Source organism: Streptomyces sp. NPDC026522 (assembly GCF_055567555.1).
This window is the reverse complement of sequence record NZ_JBVHQF010000001.1, coordinates 752,141-768,767: the sequence shown is the minus strand read 5'-3', so window position 1 is coordinate 768,767 and position 16,627 is coordinate 752,141. Positions and strand designations below refer to the sequence as shown.

Genomic DNA, 16,627 nt, shown 5'->3' with positions numbered 1-16,627 from the left:
CCGGTGCGCACCGGGTTGGACCGGGCATGCGAGCCATGTGGATCGACCGCCCCCTTCGAAGCGTCGTACGGACCGGCGTGCTGCCCGTCCTCCTGCTGGCGGCCGCCGCGGCCTCCGGCGGCACGGCGGTGGCCGCGGGTCCCGACTTCCAGTACGTCGGCCAGGACGACAAGGTCCACGGACTGGGCGCCCCGCAGGGCTGTGCGGCGGCGCAGGGCGGTGGCGGCCGGGCGGTCAGCAACCGCGGCCGGACCACCGCGACCCTGTACCGGGAGCCGCACTGCGCGGGCGCCCCGGTGGCGGTGCTGCGGCCCGGAACGGTCACCCCGGTCCGGCCGTACTTCGCGTCCGTGCGCTTTTCCGTCACCGGGTAGGAGCAGCGGCCGTGACCCCTGGGCGGTCACGGCGTTGTATGCCATGTCAAATGCCGCAGCTCTGCGGCGATCCAATCTCACGAGGAGATCTTGATGTCGCGTATCGCGAAGGCATTCGCCATCACCGCTGTCGCCGGTACCGCCGTGGCGGCCGGTGCGGGTCTGGCCGTCGCCGATGCCGGAGCGCACGGTGCGGCGATCGGCTCCCCCGGTGTCCTGTCGGGCAACCTGGTCCAGGTCCCCGTGCACGTCCCGGTCAACGTCTGCGGCAACACCGTGAACGTGATCGCCCTGCTCAACCCGGCGTTCGGCAACACCTGCGTCAACGCGTCGGGTGGCGACGAGCACCACACCGAGGGCTACGGCGAGTGATCAGCCGCCGGGCCGTATGACCGAGTGACCGAGGGCCCCCGCCGGACGGCGGGGGCCCTTTCGGTGCGCGGAGCGCGATGCCCACGGAGAGCGGCTCACTCGTAGCCGGTCATTCGTAGCGGTACTGGCCCTGGTGCCGGAGCATCTCGCGCGGGGTGACGTCCCACGGGGGCATCGGCTCGTCCAGGGCGATCACCCGGCCGTGCTGGGGGTCGCCGAGCGGCGGGGGCGCGGCGGGCAGGTAGCCGGAATCCGGGTGCTTGCGCTGCCAGCGGTCCCAGACCAGGTCCACGAAGGCGTGGTGCAGCCAGAACACCGGGTCATTGGGGGCGGTGCCGCCCGTCATGTGGCCGCCGATCCACTGGTGGACCTTGTTGTGGTTGCGCCAGCGCTCGCTCTTGGGCGCCGCCCAGCCCTCCAGCTTGTTGCGGAAGCCGCCGCCGCGCGCCGTGGAGTCCCAGGGCGCGCTGTCGTAGGCGGGGTCGTCGACCGCCCACTGGAGTTCGGCCTTGGTGGGCAGTTCGATCGGATTCTGCGGGCGGCCCAGGTTGCGGGTGAGGTAGCGGGCCTCGGAGACGCCGACGGTCACCGTCCAGTTGCCCGCCGCGTAGGCGAAGGGGCCGGTCGTCACCTGGTGGTCGCCCTCGCGGCCGGTGCCGCCGAGGAAGTCCTCCGCCCACAGGGAGGAGGCGGGGCTGTTGTCCGTGGTCCAGTCCCAGTACGGGATGGATACGCCGGCGTCGACGGAACGCAGCTGCTTCTCGAACTCCAGCAGGTAGCGCCGGTGCCAGGGGAAGAAGGACGGGGACATGTGTCCGACGCGCAGTTTGCGGTCGCGGTCCGGCACGAAGTACTTGCCGTGGGTGCGGACGAACTGGTCGTAGGTGCCGTTGCGCTTGAGTTCGAGCACGGCGGCCGTGAACCGCTGCTTCTGGGCGCGGGTCAGGTCCTTCTGGTTCTGCCGGGTGTACAACGCGGGGCTCCTGCCGTCAGCCGTGGTGGGGGGCGGCCATCGCCAGTTGCGCGGTGCCCAGCTCGTCCACGGCCGCGCGGGCCACCTCCATCGGGGTCGCGAAGGACTCGAAGTGGTTGACCCCGCTGAGGTAGCTGCCGTCGGCGCGGCGCATCACGTGCAGCGGCCGCCCGTCGATGCGTACCGCGGCCGCGGCGAGGTCGACGCTGATGTGGCGGCCGCGGTACGACTCCTCCACGAGCGGGGCCGGGGTGAGCGTCTGGCGGGGACGCCGGGCGCGCAGGACGGGTGCCAGGGCCGCTCCGGTGCCGGCGAGCACCGCCGCGGTGAAGGCCGACCGGAGGACCGCGCGACGGGTGAGTGGTGCGGCGGATGCTGCGTGCATGCGTTCTCCTCGCTCGATGGCCCGTGCTACGCGGTCTAACGCGGCCCGGCGTGCGAGGTCACCCCCGGGGTACGGGTACCCCGGGGGGTGGCGGAGGCCTACGGCGCCGGGAGTTCGGCGAAGTCGGCGACGAGACTGCGGTGGTGGCCGGCCGTTCCCAGGGCCTGCGCGTCGGCCTTGGCCCGCTTGAGGTACAGGTGTGCCGGGTGCTCCCAGGTCATGCCGATCCCGCCGTGCAGCTGGACGCACTCCTCGGCGGCCCGTACCGCGACCCCGGAGCAGTAGGCCTGGGCGACGGCGATCGTCAGCGGCGCGTCGGCGGTCCCGGTGGCGAGGGCGTCGGCGGCCGCGCGGGCGGCGGCCCGGGCGGAGGCGACGTCGAGCCAGAGCCGGGCGAGGCGGTGCTTGAGCGCCTGGAAGGACCCGATGGGCCGGTTGAACTGGTGGCGGGTCCGGACGTGGGCCACCGTCTCGGTCAGGCACCACTCGGCGATGCCGACCTGCTCGGAGGCCAGCAGCCCGGCGCCCGCGAGCAGCGCCCCGGCGACCGCGGCGCGCGCGGTGGCGGGGTCGGCCAGCCGGGTGCCGGCGGCGCCGTCGAGGCGGACGGTGGCGAGCGGGCGGGTCAGGTCCAGCGGGACCAGCGGCGTGAGCGAGACCTGCGCCACCGGCACGGCGTACAGGCCGGTGTCGGCCAGGACGAGCAGTACGTCGGCGGCCACCGCGTCGGCGACGAAGCCCACGGAGCCGCTCAGCACCCCGCCTCCGCCGTCCCGTACGGGCGCCGGCAGCGGTGCGCCGGGGGCCAGGGTCAGCGGCACGGCCGGTACGCACACCTGCCGGCCGCCGGCCACCTCCCGCAGCAGGGCGGCCACTTCGGCCGAGGACGGGTCGCAGCCGAGCAGGATCTCCGTCGCCAGGACCGCGCTCGTCAGGTACGGGAGCGGCGCCACGGCCCGGCCCAGCTCCTCCAGCACCACCGCCGCCTCGCGGTGGCCCGCGCCCTGACCGCCGAGCTTCTCCGGGACGAGCAGACCGGCGGCCCCGATCCCGCAGGCCAGGGTGTTCCACAGCCCGGGGTCGTGGGGCCGGCCGCCCTCGACCCGGGCGAGCACCGCCGCGGCCGGGCAGCGGTCGGTGAGCAGGGCACGTACGGCGGAGCGCAGTTCCTCCTCCGTCTCGGAGTAGAGCAGGTCGAAGGGTGCGCTCATCGGGCCAGGTCCTTCCAGGCGAGGTCCTTGTCGTCGCGCGGCTCGGGGGGCAGGCCCAGGACGCGTTCGGCGACGATGTTGAGGAGGATTTCGCTGGTGCCGCCCTCGATGCTGTTGCCCTTGGCGCGCAGGTAGCGGTATCCGGCGTCCCGGCCGGTGAAATCGACGATCTCGGGCCGGCGCATGGTCCAGTCCTCGTACAGGAGCCCCTCTTCCGCGAGGAGTTCCACTTCCAGACCGCTGATCTCCTGGTTGAGGCGGGCGAAGGTGAGTTTCATGCCGCTGCCTTCGGGACCGGGCTGTCCGGCGGCGAGCTGCTGGCGCAGCCGTTCGCCGGTGAGCCGGGCCACCTCCGCCTCGACCCACAGTTCCAGGAGCCGCTGGTGCAGGGCGTGGGTGCGCAGTTCGGGGCGCTCGCGCCAGGCCGTGGCGACGGGGGCGATCATGCCGCCTTCGCGGGGGATGCGCATGCCGCCGATGGAGACGCGTTCGTTCATGAGGGTGGTGCGGGCGACGGCCCAGCCCTGGCCGACGGCGCCGAGCCGGTGGGCGTCGGGGATGCGGACGCCGGTGAGGAAGACCTCGTTGAACTCCGCCTCGCCGGTGATCTGGCGCAGCGGACGGACTTCCACGCCGGGGGCGTGCATGTCACAGAGGAAATAGGTGATGCCCTGGTGCTTGGGGAGCGCGGGGTCGGTGCGGGCGATGAGGATCGCCCAGCGGGCGGTGTGGGCACTGGAGGTCCACACCTTCTGGCCGTCCACGATCCACTCGTCGCTCGCCCCGTCGTGGACGGCGCGGGTGGCGAGCGCCGCCAGGTCCGAACCGGCGCCGGGCTCGCTGAAGAGCTGGCACCAGACCTCCTCGCCGAGCCACAGGGGCCGCAGGAAGCGCCGCTTCTGCTCCTCGGTGCCGTACGCGAGGATCGTGGGCGCGGCCATGCCGAGGCCGATGCCGATCCGCCGGGGGTCGTTGTCGGGGGCTCCGGCGGCCTCCAGTGCGGCGTCCACGACGGCTTGCAGCGAGCGGGGTGCGCCGAGTCCGCCGAGGCCCTCGGGGTAGTGCACCCAGGCGAGTCCGGCGTCGAAGCGGGCGCGCAGGAACTCGGCCCGGGGGGTGGCGGCGGGCGGGTGGCCGGCGAGCAGGCCGCGGACGCGGGTGAGCAGGTCCTCCGTGGTGGTCACCGGGCACCTCCGCCGAGCGACGGTACGACGACCAGCCGTCCGGTGGTCGTGCCGTCGGCGACCCGCTGTACGGCGTCGGCGGCCGCGGCGAGCGGGACGCGTTCGCTGATCAGCGGTCTGACGGCGCCTTCGGCGGCGAGGCGGGTGAGTTCCTCGTGGCAGGCGAGGACGGCGGCGGGCTCCTTGGCGGCGTACAGACCCCAGTGCAGGCCGAGGATGGCGTAGTTCTTGACGAGGGCGTGGTTGAGGGCGGGGGCCGGAACGGTGCCGCCGGCGAAGCCGACGATGACGATCCGGCCTTCGAAGGCCACGCACTTGGCGGAGGCGGTGTAGGCGTCGCCGCCGACCGGGTCGTAGACCACGTCGGCTCCGCGTCCGCCGGTGAACTCCTTGACCCGGGCGATGACGTCCTCGCCGCGCCGGTCGATGACGAGGTCGCAGCCCAGTTCCTCGGCGGTGCGGACCTTGGCCTTGCCGCCGACGACGCCGATGACCGTGGCCCCGGCGGCCTTGCCGAGCTGGACGGCCGCGCTGCCCACCCCGCCGGCGGCGGCGTGCACGAGCAGCGTCTCGCCGGACCGCAGGCGGGCCCGGCGGTGCAGGCCGAACCAGCCGGTCTGGTAGCCGATGTGCAGGGCGGCCGCCTCGGCGTCGTCGAGCGTGTCGGGGGCCGGCAGCAGGGCGTGCGCGGGCGCGGTGACGTACTCGGCGAAACCGCCGTGCGGCAGGCTCGGGTTGGCGATGACGCGGCGGCCGTCCTCGGTCTCGCCGCAGATCTCGACGCCGGGGGTGAAGGGCAGCGGCGGCCGGATCTGGTACTGGCCCCGCGCGAGGAGCGCGTCGGGGAAGTTGACGTTCGCCGCGAGTACCTTGAGCCGTACCTCGCCCTCGCCCGGTACCGGTTCGGGAACCTCTTCGAGGCGCATGGCCTCTCGGGGCTCGCCGGGGGTATGTACGCGCCATGCCTGCATCCGGGGCCTCCAGCCGCCGTCGAGGAACCACACTCCGAGCGCATACTAAGCGGTCGCTTGCCCGTATGGGAACGGTTCCGGCTGCCCCATCGGCACGAACCGCACGCAGCACGACGCGCCCGGCCGTCCACCGGCGCACAGCCGTTCGGCGCGGATAGCATCAGCGGTCCGGCGCCGGAGGGGACATGACGCCGGGACCGCACACCACAGGGGGAGTTCGCCGATGGACGACATGCGCATCAAGCGCGGCGCCGCCGCAGCCGCGGCCGTCATGGCCGTGGCCGGGCTGATCACCGCGGCCGGGCCTGCCCTACCGGCCGGCACGGCCGCCACCTGCACGCCGAAGATCCGGGTGCTCGGCTCGCTGGGGCCCGAGACGTACCAGCGCGACGCCCAGCGCAGCCAGGGCGTCATGGACCTCGGCGCGGGCGACCTCGCCGTCGGCGTCTCCGGCTTCGAGCCCGTCTACTGGACCGGCACCACGGTCCACCGGGTCCCGTTGGGCGACCCCGACGCCACCGGACAGGTGCTCGCCGTCAACGCCCACGGCTTGATGGTGGGCGTCCTGCACACCTTCGCGGGCACCAGCCTGTTCACGTACCAGCAGGGCGCCCCGGCGATCACGGTGCTGGAGGACGGCGACGGGTCCGACGGGGAGGCGGACGTCAACGACGCCGGGTACGTCGTCTCCCGCTCCCGGAACTGGACCGGGACCGTGTGGAAGGACGGCCGCAAGGTACGGGAACTGCCCGTCCCGGCGGACGCCGGCCCCGGCACCCGGATCAAGATGGTCACGGGCATCAACCGGGCCGGGGACGTCCTCGGCCAGGCCGAGCAGGACTACGAGGTACCGGAGACGGGTGAGCACCTGCAGGGGACCTACCCCGTGCTCTGGCCGGCGGACGGGACGGCCGCCCGGCTGCTGGCCCCCACCGGCACCGGAACCCTGGAGGAGAGCTACGTCCAGGACCTGGACGAGAGCACCCGGATCGTCGGCTACGACTGGTCCGGGCCGTGGCACGAGTACACGCCCTGGGTCTGGACTCCCCCGCACACCGGCCCCGGCAGCTCCCCGGGGACCCTGAGCACCCACCCGTACGGCACGTTCGAGGCGATCAGCCCCACCACCAACGTGAGCGTCGGCACCGCCAAGTTCCATCCCGAGCAGCTGACCCTGCCGGACCAGGCGCAGCTGTGGCCGGGCTCCGGCCCGGTCATGGCGCTGCCACGGCTCTCGGCGGGCGGGGCGAGCATGGCCGACGCCGTGTCGGACGACGGCCGGGTGGGCGGGGCGGCCGTGAACGCGGGCGGCAAGCTCAAGCCGGTCGTCTGGACCTGTGCGATCAAGCAGGCCTACCACCCGGGTAGTTGACACCCGCCGGATACGGGTTCCCGGGATGTCGACCACGGCCCGGGGGTGGTGATCTGGGCACCGACGCGCTATCGATGGGGCGCATGGCCTCCCCCACACCTCCCTCCGGCCCGCGCGGGCTCCCCGCCCCGCCGCCGTCCGGCGCATCCGCCCTGCCCGCCGGTACGTACACCGGACGGACGGTCCTGGTCACCGGCGGCGGGACCGGACTGGGCAAGGCGATCGCCGCGGAGTTCGCCCGGCTCGGCGCGGACCTGGTGATCGCCGGGCGGCGCTCGGCGCCGTTGGCAGCCGCGTGCGCGGAGCTGGCGTCCGTACCCGGAGCGGGCCGGGTGACGGCCGCCCGCTGCGACATCCGGGACCCGGAACGGGTCGCGGACGTCTTCGACGCGGCCGCCGCGGCCTCGGGGCGGACGCCGGACGTCCTCGTCAACAATGCCGCCGCCAACTTCCCGTGCCCGGCGGAGGACCTGTCACCCAACGCCTGGCGGGCGGTGGTGGACACCACCCTGACCGGTACCTGGTTCATGACCCGGGAATTCGGCCGCCGCCACCTGGCGGCCGGCACCCCGGGGTCGATCGTCAGCATCGGGGCCTCCTACGCCTGGACCGGCGGTCCCGGTTTCGCGCACAGCGCCGCCGCGAAGGCGGGTGTGAAGAACCTGATCGAGACGCTCGCCGTCGAGTGGGGCCCCTACGGCATCCGGGTCAACGGCCTGGTGCCCGGCCTTTTCCCGCACGAGGACATGACGCAGGACATCCGCGACGGCCTGGACCGGGCTGCCGGTCACGGCGGCGGGAACGCCGCCCGGCAGCCCGCCCTGCGGGTCGGGGAGGCGCGCGAGCTGGGCTGGGCGGCCACTTTCCTGGCCTCCCCCTACGCCGGCTTCATCACCGGGCACACCCTGGTGGTCGACGGTGCGAACTGGCAGCGCCGGTCACTGGTCAACCCGGATGTGGTCCCGGTGCGCGAGCAGCTGGGGCGCGGCCCGTTCACCCCGTGAGATGGCTTCGTGACCGCCGACGGGCCGGCCCGCGGCCACGGACGGGAGTCATCCTCGGGTGAATCCATGAGTCACCCTCCGGTGAACCGCGGCGGCCGGCGGGCCGCCTTCGCCCCGTAGCCCTCGCCCGCGTCCCGCGAGGTGAGGGTGAGGGCCGCCGTCATCGCCACCCGGTCGAGGGCCGCCGGGAGGGCGGCGTCCGCGTAGGAGTCGACGGCCCTCTTGATGCCCTGGACGGCGAGGGGAGCGTTGGCGGCGATCTCCGCGGCCACCGCGCCGGCGGTGGCGTCGAGTTCGGCGCCCGGTACGACGAGCTGCACCAGACCCCGGCGTTCGGCCGTGGCGGCGTCGATGCGGCGGCCCGTCAGCGCGAGGTACTTCGCCCAGCCAGCGCCCGCGTCCCGGGCGATGCGCAGGTCGCCCCCCGCGTCCACCGCCACACCGAGGCCCGCCTCCGGCAGCGCGAAGACGGCGTCCTCGGCTGCCACCCGGATGTCGGCCAGCAGGGCCAGTTCGAAGCCGAAGCCGAGGCAGTAGCCCTGCACCGCGGCGACCACCGGCTGCGGGAGCCCGGCGAGGACCGCGAAGCGTTCGTGGGCCCAGCGGACGCCCTCGTAGTAGTTCCGGTTGCGTTCGGCGGCGGTCTCCCCGGTGATCGCTCCGCCGGGCGCCTTGACGTCGATCCCGGCGCAGAACGCCCGGCCCTCGGCCCGCAGCAGGACCACCCGTACGTCCGGACGGAACCGGATCCGGTCCGCCAGCAGGCCCAGCTGGCGGGTGGACTCCCAGCTCCAGCCGTTGAGCCGGTCCGGCCGGCAGAGGGTGAGGACGGCGACCGCGTCCGCCACCTCCAGCCGGATCCGCTCCTCGCCCTCCGCGATGTCCGTACTGGTGGTGTCGATCACCGGAACCCTCCACTGCCTGACGGGCCGTCAGTTTAGCGAGGTGGCGGTCAGCGCGGGAAGAGCTCGAACGCGACCGCCGGGCGCCCGCCGAACCGGGCCGCCACCTGCTGGGCGTTGCCCGTGAGGAAGGTACGGACGTACTCCTCGGGTTCCTGGTCCGTCAGCACCTCGATGTACGCCTTGTGCTGCAGCAGGGATGTGACGGAGCGTTCGAGGCCGGGGCCCGCGTCGGCCGCGTGCGTCGGCATGGTGGTGCCCGCCACCGCGACCCAGCGCACTCCGTCCCAGGGCTCCAGGCCCTGCTCCGAGATGAGTTCGGGGAAGATCCAGCGGTTCCCCGCGTCACCGGCGGCGTCCAGCGTGGCGCGGCCGACGGCCTTGTGGTCGGGGGTGTTCCAGAAGCCGCCGCCGTCCGCCCCGCCCCAGGTGTCCCGGTGGTTGAGGGTGACGACGAGTTCGGGGCGGTGACGCCGGATGGCCGCGGCGATGTCCCGGCGCAGGCCGAGCCCGTACTCGATCACGCCGTCCCGGTAGTCGAGGAACTCCACCGTCGAGACTCCGACGACCGCCGCGCTCGCCCGCTGCTCCGCCTCGCGCACCGAGGCGCACTCGGCCGGAGCGATGGTGTCGATGCCCGCCTCGCCGCGCGTGGCGAGGACGTAGACGACATCCCGGCCGCCGTCCGTCCAGTCGGCGACGGCGGCCGCGCAGCCGTATTCCAGGTCATCGGGGTGGGCCACGACCGCCAGGGCGCGTTGCCAGTCGGTGGGCATGGGCTGCAAGGGGGCGGCCTGCGGGGCCTGTTGTTCGCTCATGCCCGCACCATAGGCGAACGGACCGGCCCGTGCGGTGGCTGCACCGCCGGAGCCGGCCTGATCCGCAGCCGAGGGCGACGCCGCGCCGCCGGGCAGGCCCTACGGCGTCAGAGGAGGACCACCGAGCGGAGCACCTCGCCCCGCTGCATCCGCTCGAAGGCCGCTTCCACCGCGTCGAGCGGGATCGTCTCGGAGACGAAGGCGTCCAGGTCGAGCCGGCCCTGGAGGTAGAGGTCGATGAGCATCGGGAAGTCCCGCTCCGGCAGGCAGTCCCCGTACCAGGAGGACTTGAGGGCTCCGCCGCGCCCGAACACGTCCAGGAGCGGCAGTTCGAGCTGCATCTCGGGGGTGGGGACGCCCACGAGCACCACGGTTCCGGCGAGGTCGCGCGCGTAGAAGGCCTGCCGGTAGGTCTCGGGGCGGCCCACGGCCTCGATGACCACGTCCGCGCCGTTGCCGCCGGTCAGCTCCTGTACGGCCTTGACCACGTCCTCGGTGCGGCCGTTCACGGTGTGGGTGGCGCCCAGGCCCCGGGCCCACTCCAGCTTCCGGTCGTCGAGGTCGACGGCGATGATGCGCGCGGCACCGGCCAGCCGGGCGCCCGCCACCGCCGCGCTGCCCACTCCCCCGCAGCCGATGACGGCGACGGAGTCGCCCCGGCCGACGTTGCCGGTGTTCAGGGCGGCGCCCAGGCCCGCCATCACCCCGCAGCCGAGCAGTCCCGCGGCGGCGGGCGAGGCGGCCGGGTCGACCTTCGTGCACTGCCCGGCCGCCACCAGGGTCTTCTCGGCGAAGGCGCCGATGCCGAGGGCCGGGGAGAGCGGCGTACCGTCCTCCAGCGTCATGGGCTGGGCCGCGTTGTGCGTGGCGAAGCAGTACCACGGGCGGCCGCGCCGGCACGCGCGGCAGTTCCCGCAGACGGCACGCCAGTTGAGGATGACGAAGTCGCCGGGCGCGACGGAGGTCACGTCCGGGCCGACGGATTCCACGACCCCGGCCGCTTCGTGGCCGAGGAGGAAGGGGAACTCGTCGCTGATGCCGCCCTCGCGGTAGTGCAGGTCGGTGTGGCAGACCCCGCAGGCCTGCACCTTGACCAGTGCCTCGCCGGGGCCCGGGTCCGGCACGAGGATCGTGGTCGTCTCCACCGGCGCGCCCTTGCTCCGCGCGATGACCCCTCGTACGCGATGCGTCACTTCGTACCCCGTTCCTGGTCGGCTCTGTCCGGATCCCGAACGTACACGGGCGGCGCCCGGCACGGGAGTTGCGTCACCCGGCGGCGCGGGATCCGGCCAGTTCCGGCGGTACGGCGTCCCGCAGCGCCGCGCCGAGCGCGGCGACGGCGGGGTGGCCGGCGGCTCCGCTGCGGAAGGCGAGCATCGTCCGGCGTTGCATGAGCAGCCGGGTGAGACCGACGCCGTCCCGGTCGGATCCGGTGACGCCGAGCTGCGGGACGACGGCCACCCCCTGCCCGGCGGCGACGAGGGCGAGGACGGTGGCGAACTCGTCGACCTGGTGCCGGATCCGGGGTTCGAAGCCCGCGGCCCGGCAGGCCCGTACGGTCATGGTGTGGCAGAGCGTCCCGGGCGCGGCGGTGATCCAGGGCGTTTCGGCGTGGCGGCGCAGTACCTCCTCCTGGCCGGTCCGGGTGTCCCCCTCCCCTTCCCCCACGCCTGCGCCGGGTCCGGCAGGTCCGGCAGGTCCGGCGGGTCCGGCCGGGGCGGCCAGGTACATGGCCTCCCCGAACAGCGGCTCGGCCGCCAGGCCCGGCTCGCGCGCCGCCGGGACGAAGTCGTACTCGTGGACCAGGGCCGCGTCGAGGTCACCTGCGCGGAGCGCGTGCGCGACCGCCGCCGGGTCGGTTTCGCGGACCATCGGCTCCAGCCCGGGATGGCGGCGGGCGAGGAGGGTCAGGGCGGCCGGGACGATGGCCCGGGTGGCGGTGGGGAAGGACCCGATGCGCAGGGCTCCGGCCAGGCCGCGGCGGGCCTCGGCGAGTTCGGCGCCGGCTTGCTCCAGCCGCTCCAGGACGGCTTCGGCGTGCCGGACGAGGCTGTGGCCGGCCGGGGTGAGCCGGACCCGGCGGCCGGTGCGCTCCAGCAGGGGCAGACCGGCTTCGCGTTCGAGGACGCCCAGTTGCTGGGAGACCGCCGAAGGGCTGAACGCCAGGGCTTCGGCCACGGCGGCGATGGTGCCCCGGCGGGCGAGTTCGCGCAGCAGGCGCAGGCGGCGTACGTCGAGCATCGGCCCAGCTTACGGTTCACGTAAGGAACGTGAACTGGATTTGACGCTGGGGCGCGGCGAAGCTGCTCGGCATGGCACAGCACACCGCACAGCACACCGCACAGCACACCGCGCAGCACACCGCGCAGGGCTTTCCGCTCCACGGGATCCACGTCCCCTTGATCACCCCCTTCACTCCCGGCGGGGACGTCGCCGCCGAAGCGCTGGAGGCGCTCGCGCACGAGGTGCTCGACGCGGGCGCCGCCGGGATCGTGGCCCTCGGTACGACCGCGGAGCCGGCCGCGCTCGACGGGGCGGAGCGCGATCTGGTGACCACCGTCTGCGCCCGGGTCTGCCGCGAGCGGGGCGCGCCGCTGACGGTGGGCGCGGGTGCGAGCGGGACCCGGGCCGCCGAGTCCGCGCTGGCCCGGCTGGCGCGCTGGCCGCAGGTGGGGGCGGCACTGGTGACGGTGCCGCCGTTCGTGCGGCCCGCGGCGGCGGGGGTGGTGGCGCACTTCGCGCGGCTGGCCGAGGTGAGTCCGGTACCGCTGGTCGTGTACCACGTCCCGTACCGGACCGGGCAGCCGCTGGACGCGGCCGCGCTGCGGGCGCTCGGGGAACTGCCCGGGGTGGCGGGGGTGAAGTACGCGGTCGGCGGGATCGACCAGGACGCGGTGGCGCTGCTCGGCGGACTCCCCGCGGGTTTCGCGTTCCTGGCGGGTGACGACGTGTACCTCTCGCCGCTGCTCGCGCTCGGCGCGGCGGGCGGGATCCTCGCGTCGGCGCACGTGGCGACGGACCGGTACGCCGAGCTCGACTCGGCCTGGCGGTCAGGGGACGCCGGGCGGGGCCGGGCCCTGGGCCACGGCCTCGCCCGGCTCTCGGCGGCGCTGTTCACGGAGCCCAACCCGGCGGTGGTCAAGGGGGTGTTGTACGCCCAGGGCCGGATTCCCTCCCCGGCCGTCCGCCTCCCGCTGCTGCCGGCGTCGCGGGCGGCGGTGACGTACGCCCTCGGTGCGCTCGCGGATCTCCCGCCTGCCGCGGGACCCAGCACGGGGCGGCGCCGCTGAGGGACGAATCGGACCGCCGAGTGCCGGAAAGAGCCCATGATGGGCGATTCGCGCATTACAACCGGGTCGCCCGAATCCGGTAGCCGGAGGGGCGAGTTGTGCCGGTTTGACGCGACGGCCTTCCGCTCGTGATGTGAGTCACTACGGCCGCATCAACATCAATTCCGACAAAGGCCGGATTCCCTTTCCCCGGAAAGAAAGTTGGCATTACGGGGAACGCATTCCCAAGGTCATTTACCGGGCGGCCTGGGGGAAGTCGATCACCCGGTGGAATTCACGCCTTGTTCCGGTCGCCCGGATTCGCCTACGGTCACCTCGTTCCCAGTGGCCGCCCGTTGAAACCGGCCGCCACGAGGGCTCTCCCGTACCCCCACGTGAGGAATTGCGCCATGCCGCCAAAGGGTAAGCACCGCCGGCCGAAGCAGAACCCGATCGCCCGCAAGCTGGCCATCGCCGGCACGGGCGGAGCGGCTCTCGCCCTCCCGCTGGTCAGCGCGACCACGGCCGGCGCGACGGAGACCACCGCCGCGCCCACCACGTACTCCGTGGTCGCCGGTGACACCCTTTCGAAGATCGCCGCCGAGCACTCGGTGAGCGGCGGCTGGCAGCAGCTCTACGCGGCGAACAAGAGCGTCGTCGGCGCCAACCCCTCGATCATCCGGCCCGGCATCAAGCTGACCCTCGGTACGGTGCCGAAGACGGCGAAGGCCACGGCCACCGCCGTGCAGGCCGTGGCGCGCCCCGCCACCTCCTACACCAACAACCTCGACGGCTGGATACGCCAGTCGCTGGACATCATGGCCCAGCACGGTATTCCCGGCAGTTACAACGGAATTCTGCGCAATGTGATGCGCGAGTCCTCGGGCAATCCCATGGCGATCAACAACTGGGACTCCAACGCCGCGGCCGGTATCCCTTCCAAGGGACTGCTCCAGGTCATCGACCCGACCTTCCGCGCCTATCACGTACCGGGAACTCCGCTGAACTCCTACGACCCGGTCGCGAACATCACCGCCGCGTGCAATTACGCGGCCGCCCGCTACGGGTCGATCGACAACGTCAACGGCCCGTACTAAAGAGGCCCTTCGCCGCCCGGATGCCCGATGTACGGGTGTCCGGGCGGCTTTGTGTCAGCAGCGGCGGCGGTCCTGGGTGACCGCGCCCTGGGCGGTGGCGACCGTACGGTCGTAGCAGCCGGCCGCGGGGCCGGACAGCCGGTAGCGCACGGTCGTGGTGCCCACGGCGTGCCGCTGGTCGCGCGGGACGTTGGCGGTGTAACTCGCGTCCCCCGCGTACGTGTTCTCCAGCCGCGACCACCCCGTCTGTCGGCCGCCGCGCAGGGTGGCGGTGTCGGCCCGGTCGCCGAGGGAGAGGACGGTGCGCAGCCGGTCCCCCGTGCCGAGGGTGGTTGAGCCGTCCATCGTGTAGGTGCGCCGGGTGGTGGTGGCGGTCTCCCCGCGGGACACGGTCTCCTCGTCGGTCCACCGCGCGGCGAGCGCGTCGAGGTTCTCGCCCTCGGTCCAGCGGTGTACGGAGGTGTTGTGCACGGTCCGGGTGACGGTGGTCGTGACCCGGCCGTGCGAGGTGTCGAGGTGTCCGGCGACCGTCAGCGTGTGGCTTCCCTCGGTGTCGAGCCGGTGTTCGGTACCGGGCGTCCAGTGGACGTCGTTGGCCGGATCGCCCTCCTCGTGTCGGGTCAGGGCGCCGGTGACCACCGCACGGCCCTCGTCCTGCCACAGCAGCAGGTTCGCCGGGGTGTTCCAGCCGCTCTGTCCGGCCGGGACCCCGGCGACGGACACCTCGATCCGGTGCGGGCGGCCGTCGTTGAGGAGCGCCGCGTACGGCGTGAGGTCGTAGCGCAGGGGCTGGACGTCGAAGGCGCGCGGGCCGGGAGTGACGTACCAGAGGAACGGGTTCGACCAGCCGCCGGTCCAGACGGTGGGGAACGGCGCGGCCAGTCCGGCCAGCCGGCCGTCGACCAGTACCCGGACCTCGCGGTAGGGGCCGTCCGCCGCCTTGCAGGAGTACGGGGCCGCATCCGGCGTGGTCAGGTACCAGAACTCCTCGCAGCCGCCGCCCGAACCGGTGGCGTACACCTCGGCGAGGAGCCGTTCGGTGTTGCGCGGGGTGGTCACGGAGGGCGTGGTGAGCGGGAGGACGAGGTCGGGGGTCTCGGCGGGCCGGGTGCGTCCTTCGGCGGCGTAGAAGGTGAGCGTGACCTTGACGTCGATGACGCCGGTGTAGGTGTCGTCGACGACGTTGCCGATCAGCATCTCGACGGGCTGGGGGCGGCTGAGGGTGTCCCGGTAGTGGGTGACGTCCTTCTCGACGGCCCAGGTGATGCCGTCGGGCGAGGGTTCGGGGGTGGACGTGCTCAGGATCTCGACGCCGCCGAGGGTGAGGTTGCCGAGGCGGTCGTACTGGCGGCCCTTGACCTTGCCGTCGAGGCGGAGCACCACCTTCGCCCAGTCGGCCCGGCCGCAGCCGGCCGGGGGCGCGTAGCTGCCCCGGTACGGGGTGAAGTCGCGGAACTGGGCCTCGGCGAGGGTCACTTGGCAGGACCGGGTGCCGGGCCGGCCCACGGGTGGGGCGGCGGTGAGCGGGTCGTGCCAGTCGGTGCCGAACTCGGCGGGCGGGTCGGCGGCGGGGGACGCGCTCGCGGGGCCCGCGGCGGCCAGGGTGCCGGCGGCGAGCGCGAGGGCGCCGAGCAGAGCCATGATCCTGTGTCGTCTCATGGCCCCGCAGTGAAACCCGGCCGACCCCGGGACGCCAGGGCGTACGGTGCGGCACTGACCGAATTCCGCCCCCGCCCTGACGGCCGGGCGAGGCCCGACCCGACCCCGCCCCCGTCGGCGTACCCGGCACCCCTGCCGGCCCCTCGACGGCGCCGGCGCCCGTCTTGCGGTGTCCGGGGCCGGAAGGTGACAGCGCCGAAGGGTGACGGGCCCGCCGGCGGTGCCGGCGCCCGTCCTGCCGCTCCGGGCACTGTGCCCGGAGCGGCAGGACGCCCGGGCCGCAACGGCCGCGGGCGACGCCGTCACGGACCGGGCCGGCCGTTGCGCTGGGCCGCGCCGGCGACGAGGTCGCCCACGAGCGCGGTGCGCTGGGAGCCACCCCCGTCGGCCGGGAACACGGCGCCCCCGCCCGGCGGGTGGACGTGCTCCCGCAGCTCTCGCCCCGGCTCCTCGGAGTTCCGCGCCACAGGGACCGCCAGCGGCGGCAGCTGGGAGACACCACCCTCACCCGCCGAGTAGCGCGCCCCCGCCCGGCGGGCAGTCAGCGGCGCGAGCAGGCGAGCACCGCCGCCCGGCGGACGGACGAGCTCCCGCACCTCTCCCCCCAGCTCCTCGGAGTTCCGCGCCACACGGACCGCCAGCGGCGGCAGCTGGGAGACACCACCCTCACCCGCCGAGTAGCGCGACCCCGCCCGGCGGGCGGTCAGCGGCGCGAGCTGGCGAGCACCGCCGCCCGGCGGACGGACGAGCTCCCGCACCTCTCCCCCCGGCCCCGCAACGTTCCGCGCCAAGCGAGGCGCCGCCCCACGGGCATTCAGCGGCAGAGCTGGGGAGCCGCCCCCGGCCGCCGAGCGGGAGCTGGCGAGCACCGCCGCCCGGCGGACGGACGAGCTCCCGCACCTCTCGCCCCGGCCCCGCAACGTTCCGCGCCAAGCGAGGGCCCGCCCCACGGGCATTCAGCGGCGAAGCTGGGGAGCCGCCGCCCCCGGCCGGGCGCAGGGCGACCCCGCCCGACGGGTGGACGAGCTCCCGCCCC

The 16,627-nt window shown here is 74.1% G+C and carries 17 protein-coding genes; 6 read left to right on the top strand and 11 right to left on the bottom strand.

The window, feature by feature from the left end; genetic code table 11:
* Positions 1–26 precede the first annotated feature (26 nt).
* Both ACZ4M3_RS03365 and ACZ4M3_RS03360 read left to right on the top strand, forming a co-directional pair.
* Positions 27–374, top strand: coding sequence for a hypothetical protein (locus ACZ4M3_RS03365; protein WP_467729698.1), 348 nt, complete (start codon positions 27–29; stop codon positions 372–374).
* 93 nt (positions 375–467) lie between these two features.
* Positions 468–746, top strand: coding sequence for a chaplin (locus ACZ4M3_RS03360; RefSeq protein ID WP_136212270.1), 279 nt, complete (start codon positions 468–470; stop codon positions 744–746).
* A 109-nt stretch (positions 747–855) separates the two neighbouring features.
* Here the strand turns inward: ACZ4M3_RS03360 and ACZ4M3_RS03355 are convergent, their stop codons facing one another.
* The 5 genes from ACZ4M3_RS03355 to ACZ4M3_RS03335 all read right to left on the bottom strand — a co-directional run bounded on the left by ACZ4M3_RS03355 (position 856) and on the right by ACZ4M3_RS03335 (position 5,470).
* Positions 856–1,719 (bottom strand): tyrosinase family protein, encoded by an 864-nt coding sequence (locus tag ACZ4M3_RS03355; protein ID WP_467729696.1) that lies wholly within the window; start codon positions 1,717–1,719, stop codon positions 856–858.
* Between the two features lie 16 nt (positions 1,720–1,735).
* The gene (locus ACZ4M3_RS03350; protein ID WP_467729694.1) at positions 1,736–2,104 is read right to left on the bottom strand and encodes a tyrosinase family oxidase copper chaperone; all 369 of its coding nucleotides are present in this window, start codon (positions 2,102–2,104) and stop codon (positions 1,736–1,738) included.
* 98 nt (positions 2,105–2,202) lie between these two features.
* The gene (locus ACZ4M3_RS03345; protein WP_467729692.1) at positions 2,203–3,315 is read right to left on the bottom strand and encodes an acyl-CoA dehydrogenase family protein; all 1,113 of its coding nucleotides are present in this window, start codon (positions 3,313–3,315) and stop codon (positions 2,203–2,205) included.
* Positions 3,312–4,499, bottom strand: coding sequence for an acyl-CoA dehydrogenase family protein (locus ACZ4M3_RS03340; RefSeq protein WP_467729690.1), 1,188 nt, complete (start codon positions 4,497–4,499; stop codon positions 3,312–3,314). The genes ACZ4M3_RS03345 and ACZ4M3_RS03340 overlap by 4 nt, the downstream gene beginning before the upstream one ends.
* On the bottom strand, positions 4,496–5,470 hold the full coding sequence (locus ACZ4M3_RS03335) for an NADPH:quinone oxidoreductase family protein (RefSeq protein ID WP_467730122.1): 975 nt from the start codon (positions 5,468–5,470) through the stop codon (positions 4,496–4,498). Before ACZ4M3_RS03335 ends, ACZ4M3_RS03340 begins: the two co-directional genes overlap by 4 nt.
* A gap of 223 nt (positions 5,471–5,693) precedes the next feature.
* Between ACZ4M3_RS03335 and ACZ4M3_RS03330 the strand changes: the two genes are divergently transcribed.
* Both ACZ4M3_RS03330 and ACZ4M3_RS03325 read left to right on the top strand, forming a co-directional pair.
* Positions 5,694–6,842: a hypothetical protein gene (locus ACZ4M3_RS03330; protein ID WP_467729688.1), complete on the top strand. Its 1,149-nt coding sequence runs from the start codon at positions 5,694–5,696 to the stop codon at positions 6,840–6,842.
* Between the two features lie 83 nt (positions 6,843–6,925).
* Positions 6,926–7,846, top strand: a complete 921-nt coding sequence (locus ACZ4M3_RS03325; RefSeq protein ID WP_467729686.1) for an SDR family oxidoreductase — start codon at positions 6,926–6,928, stop codon at positions 7,844–7,846.
* A 71-nt stretch (positions 7,847–7,917) separates the two neighbouring features.
* On the opposite strand, the gene ACZ4M3_RS03320 is transcribed toward ACZ4M3_RS03325, so the two are convergent.
* From ACZ4M3_RS03320 to ACZ4M3_RS03305, 4 genes are all read right to left on the bottom strand, one after another.
* Positions 7,918–8,751 (bottom strand): enoyl-CoA hydratase/isomerase family protein, encoded by an 834-nt coding sequence (locus ACZ4M3_RS03320; RefSeq protein WP_467729684.1) that lies wholly within the window; start codon positions 8,749–8,751, stop codon positions 7,918–7,920.
* A 47-nt stretch (positions 8,752–8,798) separates the two neighbouring features.
* The gene (locus ACZ4M3_RS03315; RefSeq protein WP_467729683.1) at positions 8,799–9,566 is read right to left on the bottom strand and encodes a PIG-L deacetylase family protein; all 768 of its coding nucleotides are present in this window, start codon (positions 9,564–9,566) and stop codon (positions 8,799–8,801) included.
* Positions 9,567–9,673: 107 nt separating this feature from the next.
* Entirely contained in the window at positions 9,674–10,759 is a 1,086-nt protein-coding gene (locus ACZ4M3_RS03310; protein WP_467729681.1) for an S-(hydroxymethyl)mycothiol dehydrogenase, read from the bottom strand.
* A gap of 73 nt (positions 10,760–10,832) precedes the next feature.
* On the bottom strand, positions 10,833–11,807 hold the full coding sequence (locus tag ACZ4M3_RS03305) for a LysR family transcriptional regulator (protein ID WP_467729679.1): 975 nt from the start codon (positions 11,805–11,807) through the stop codon (positions 10,833–10,835).
* A 71-nt stretch (positions 11,808–11,878) separates the two neighbouring features.
* Between ACZ4M3_RS03305 and ACZ4M3_RS03300 the strand changes: the two genes are divergently transcribed.
* Both ACZ4M3_RS03300 and ACZ4M3_RS03295 read left to right on the top strand, forming a co-directional pair.
* Positions 11,879–12,856 carry a dihydrodipicolinate synthase family protein gene (locus ACZ4M3_RS03300; protein ID WP_467729677.1) on the top strand — a complete coding sequence of 326 codons (978 nt, stop codon included), beginning with the start codon at positions 11,879–11,881 and terminating at the stop codon, positions 12,854–12,856.
* A 389-nt stretch (positions 12,857–13,245) separates the two neighbouring features.
* A complete protein-coding gene (locus ACZ4M3_RS03295; protein WP_467729676.1) occupies positions 13,246–13,932 on the top strand; it encodes a transglycosylase SLT domain-containing protein in 687 nt (228 codons plus the stop codon).
* Positions 13,933–13,986: 54 nt separating this feature from the next.
* Here the strand turns inward: ACZ4M3_RS03295 and ACZ4M3_RS03290 are convergent, their stop codons facing one another.
* Together ACZ4M3_RS03290 and ACZ4M3_RS03285 are read right to left on the bottom strand one after the other, a co-directional pair.
* The gene (locus ACZ4M3_RS03290) at positions 13,987–15,591 is read right to left on the bottom strand and encodes a peptide-N4-asparagine amidase (protein ID WP_467729674.1); all 1,605 of its coding nucleotides are present in this window, start codon (positions 15,589–15,591) and stop codon (positions 13,987–13,989) included.
* Between the two features lie 302 nt (positions 15,592–15,893).
* Entirely contained in the window at positions 15,894–16,349 is a 456-nt protein-coding gene (locus ACZ4M3_RS03285) for a hypothetical protein (RefSeq protein WP_467729672.1), read from the bottom strand.
* Positions 16,350–16,627 lie beyond the last annotated feature (278 nt).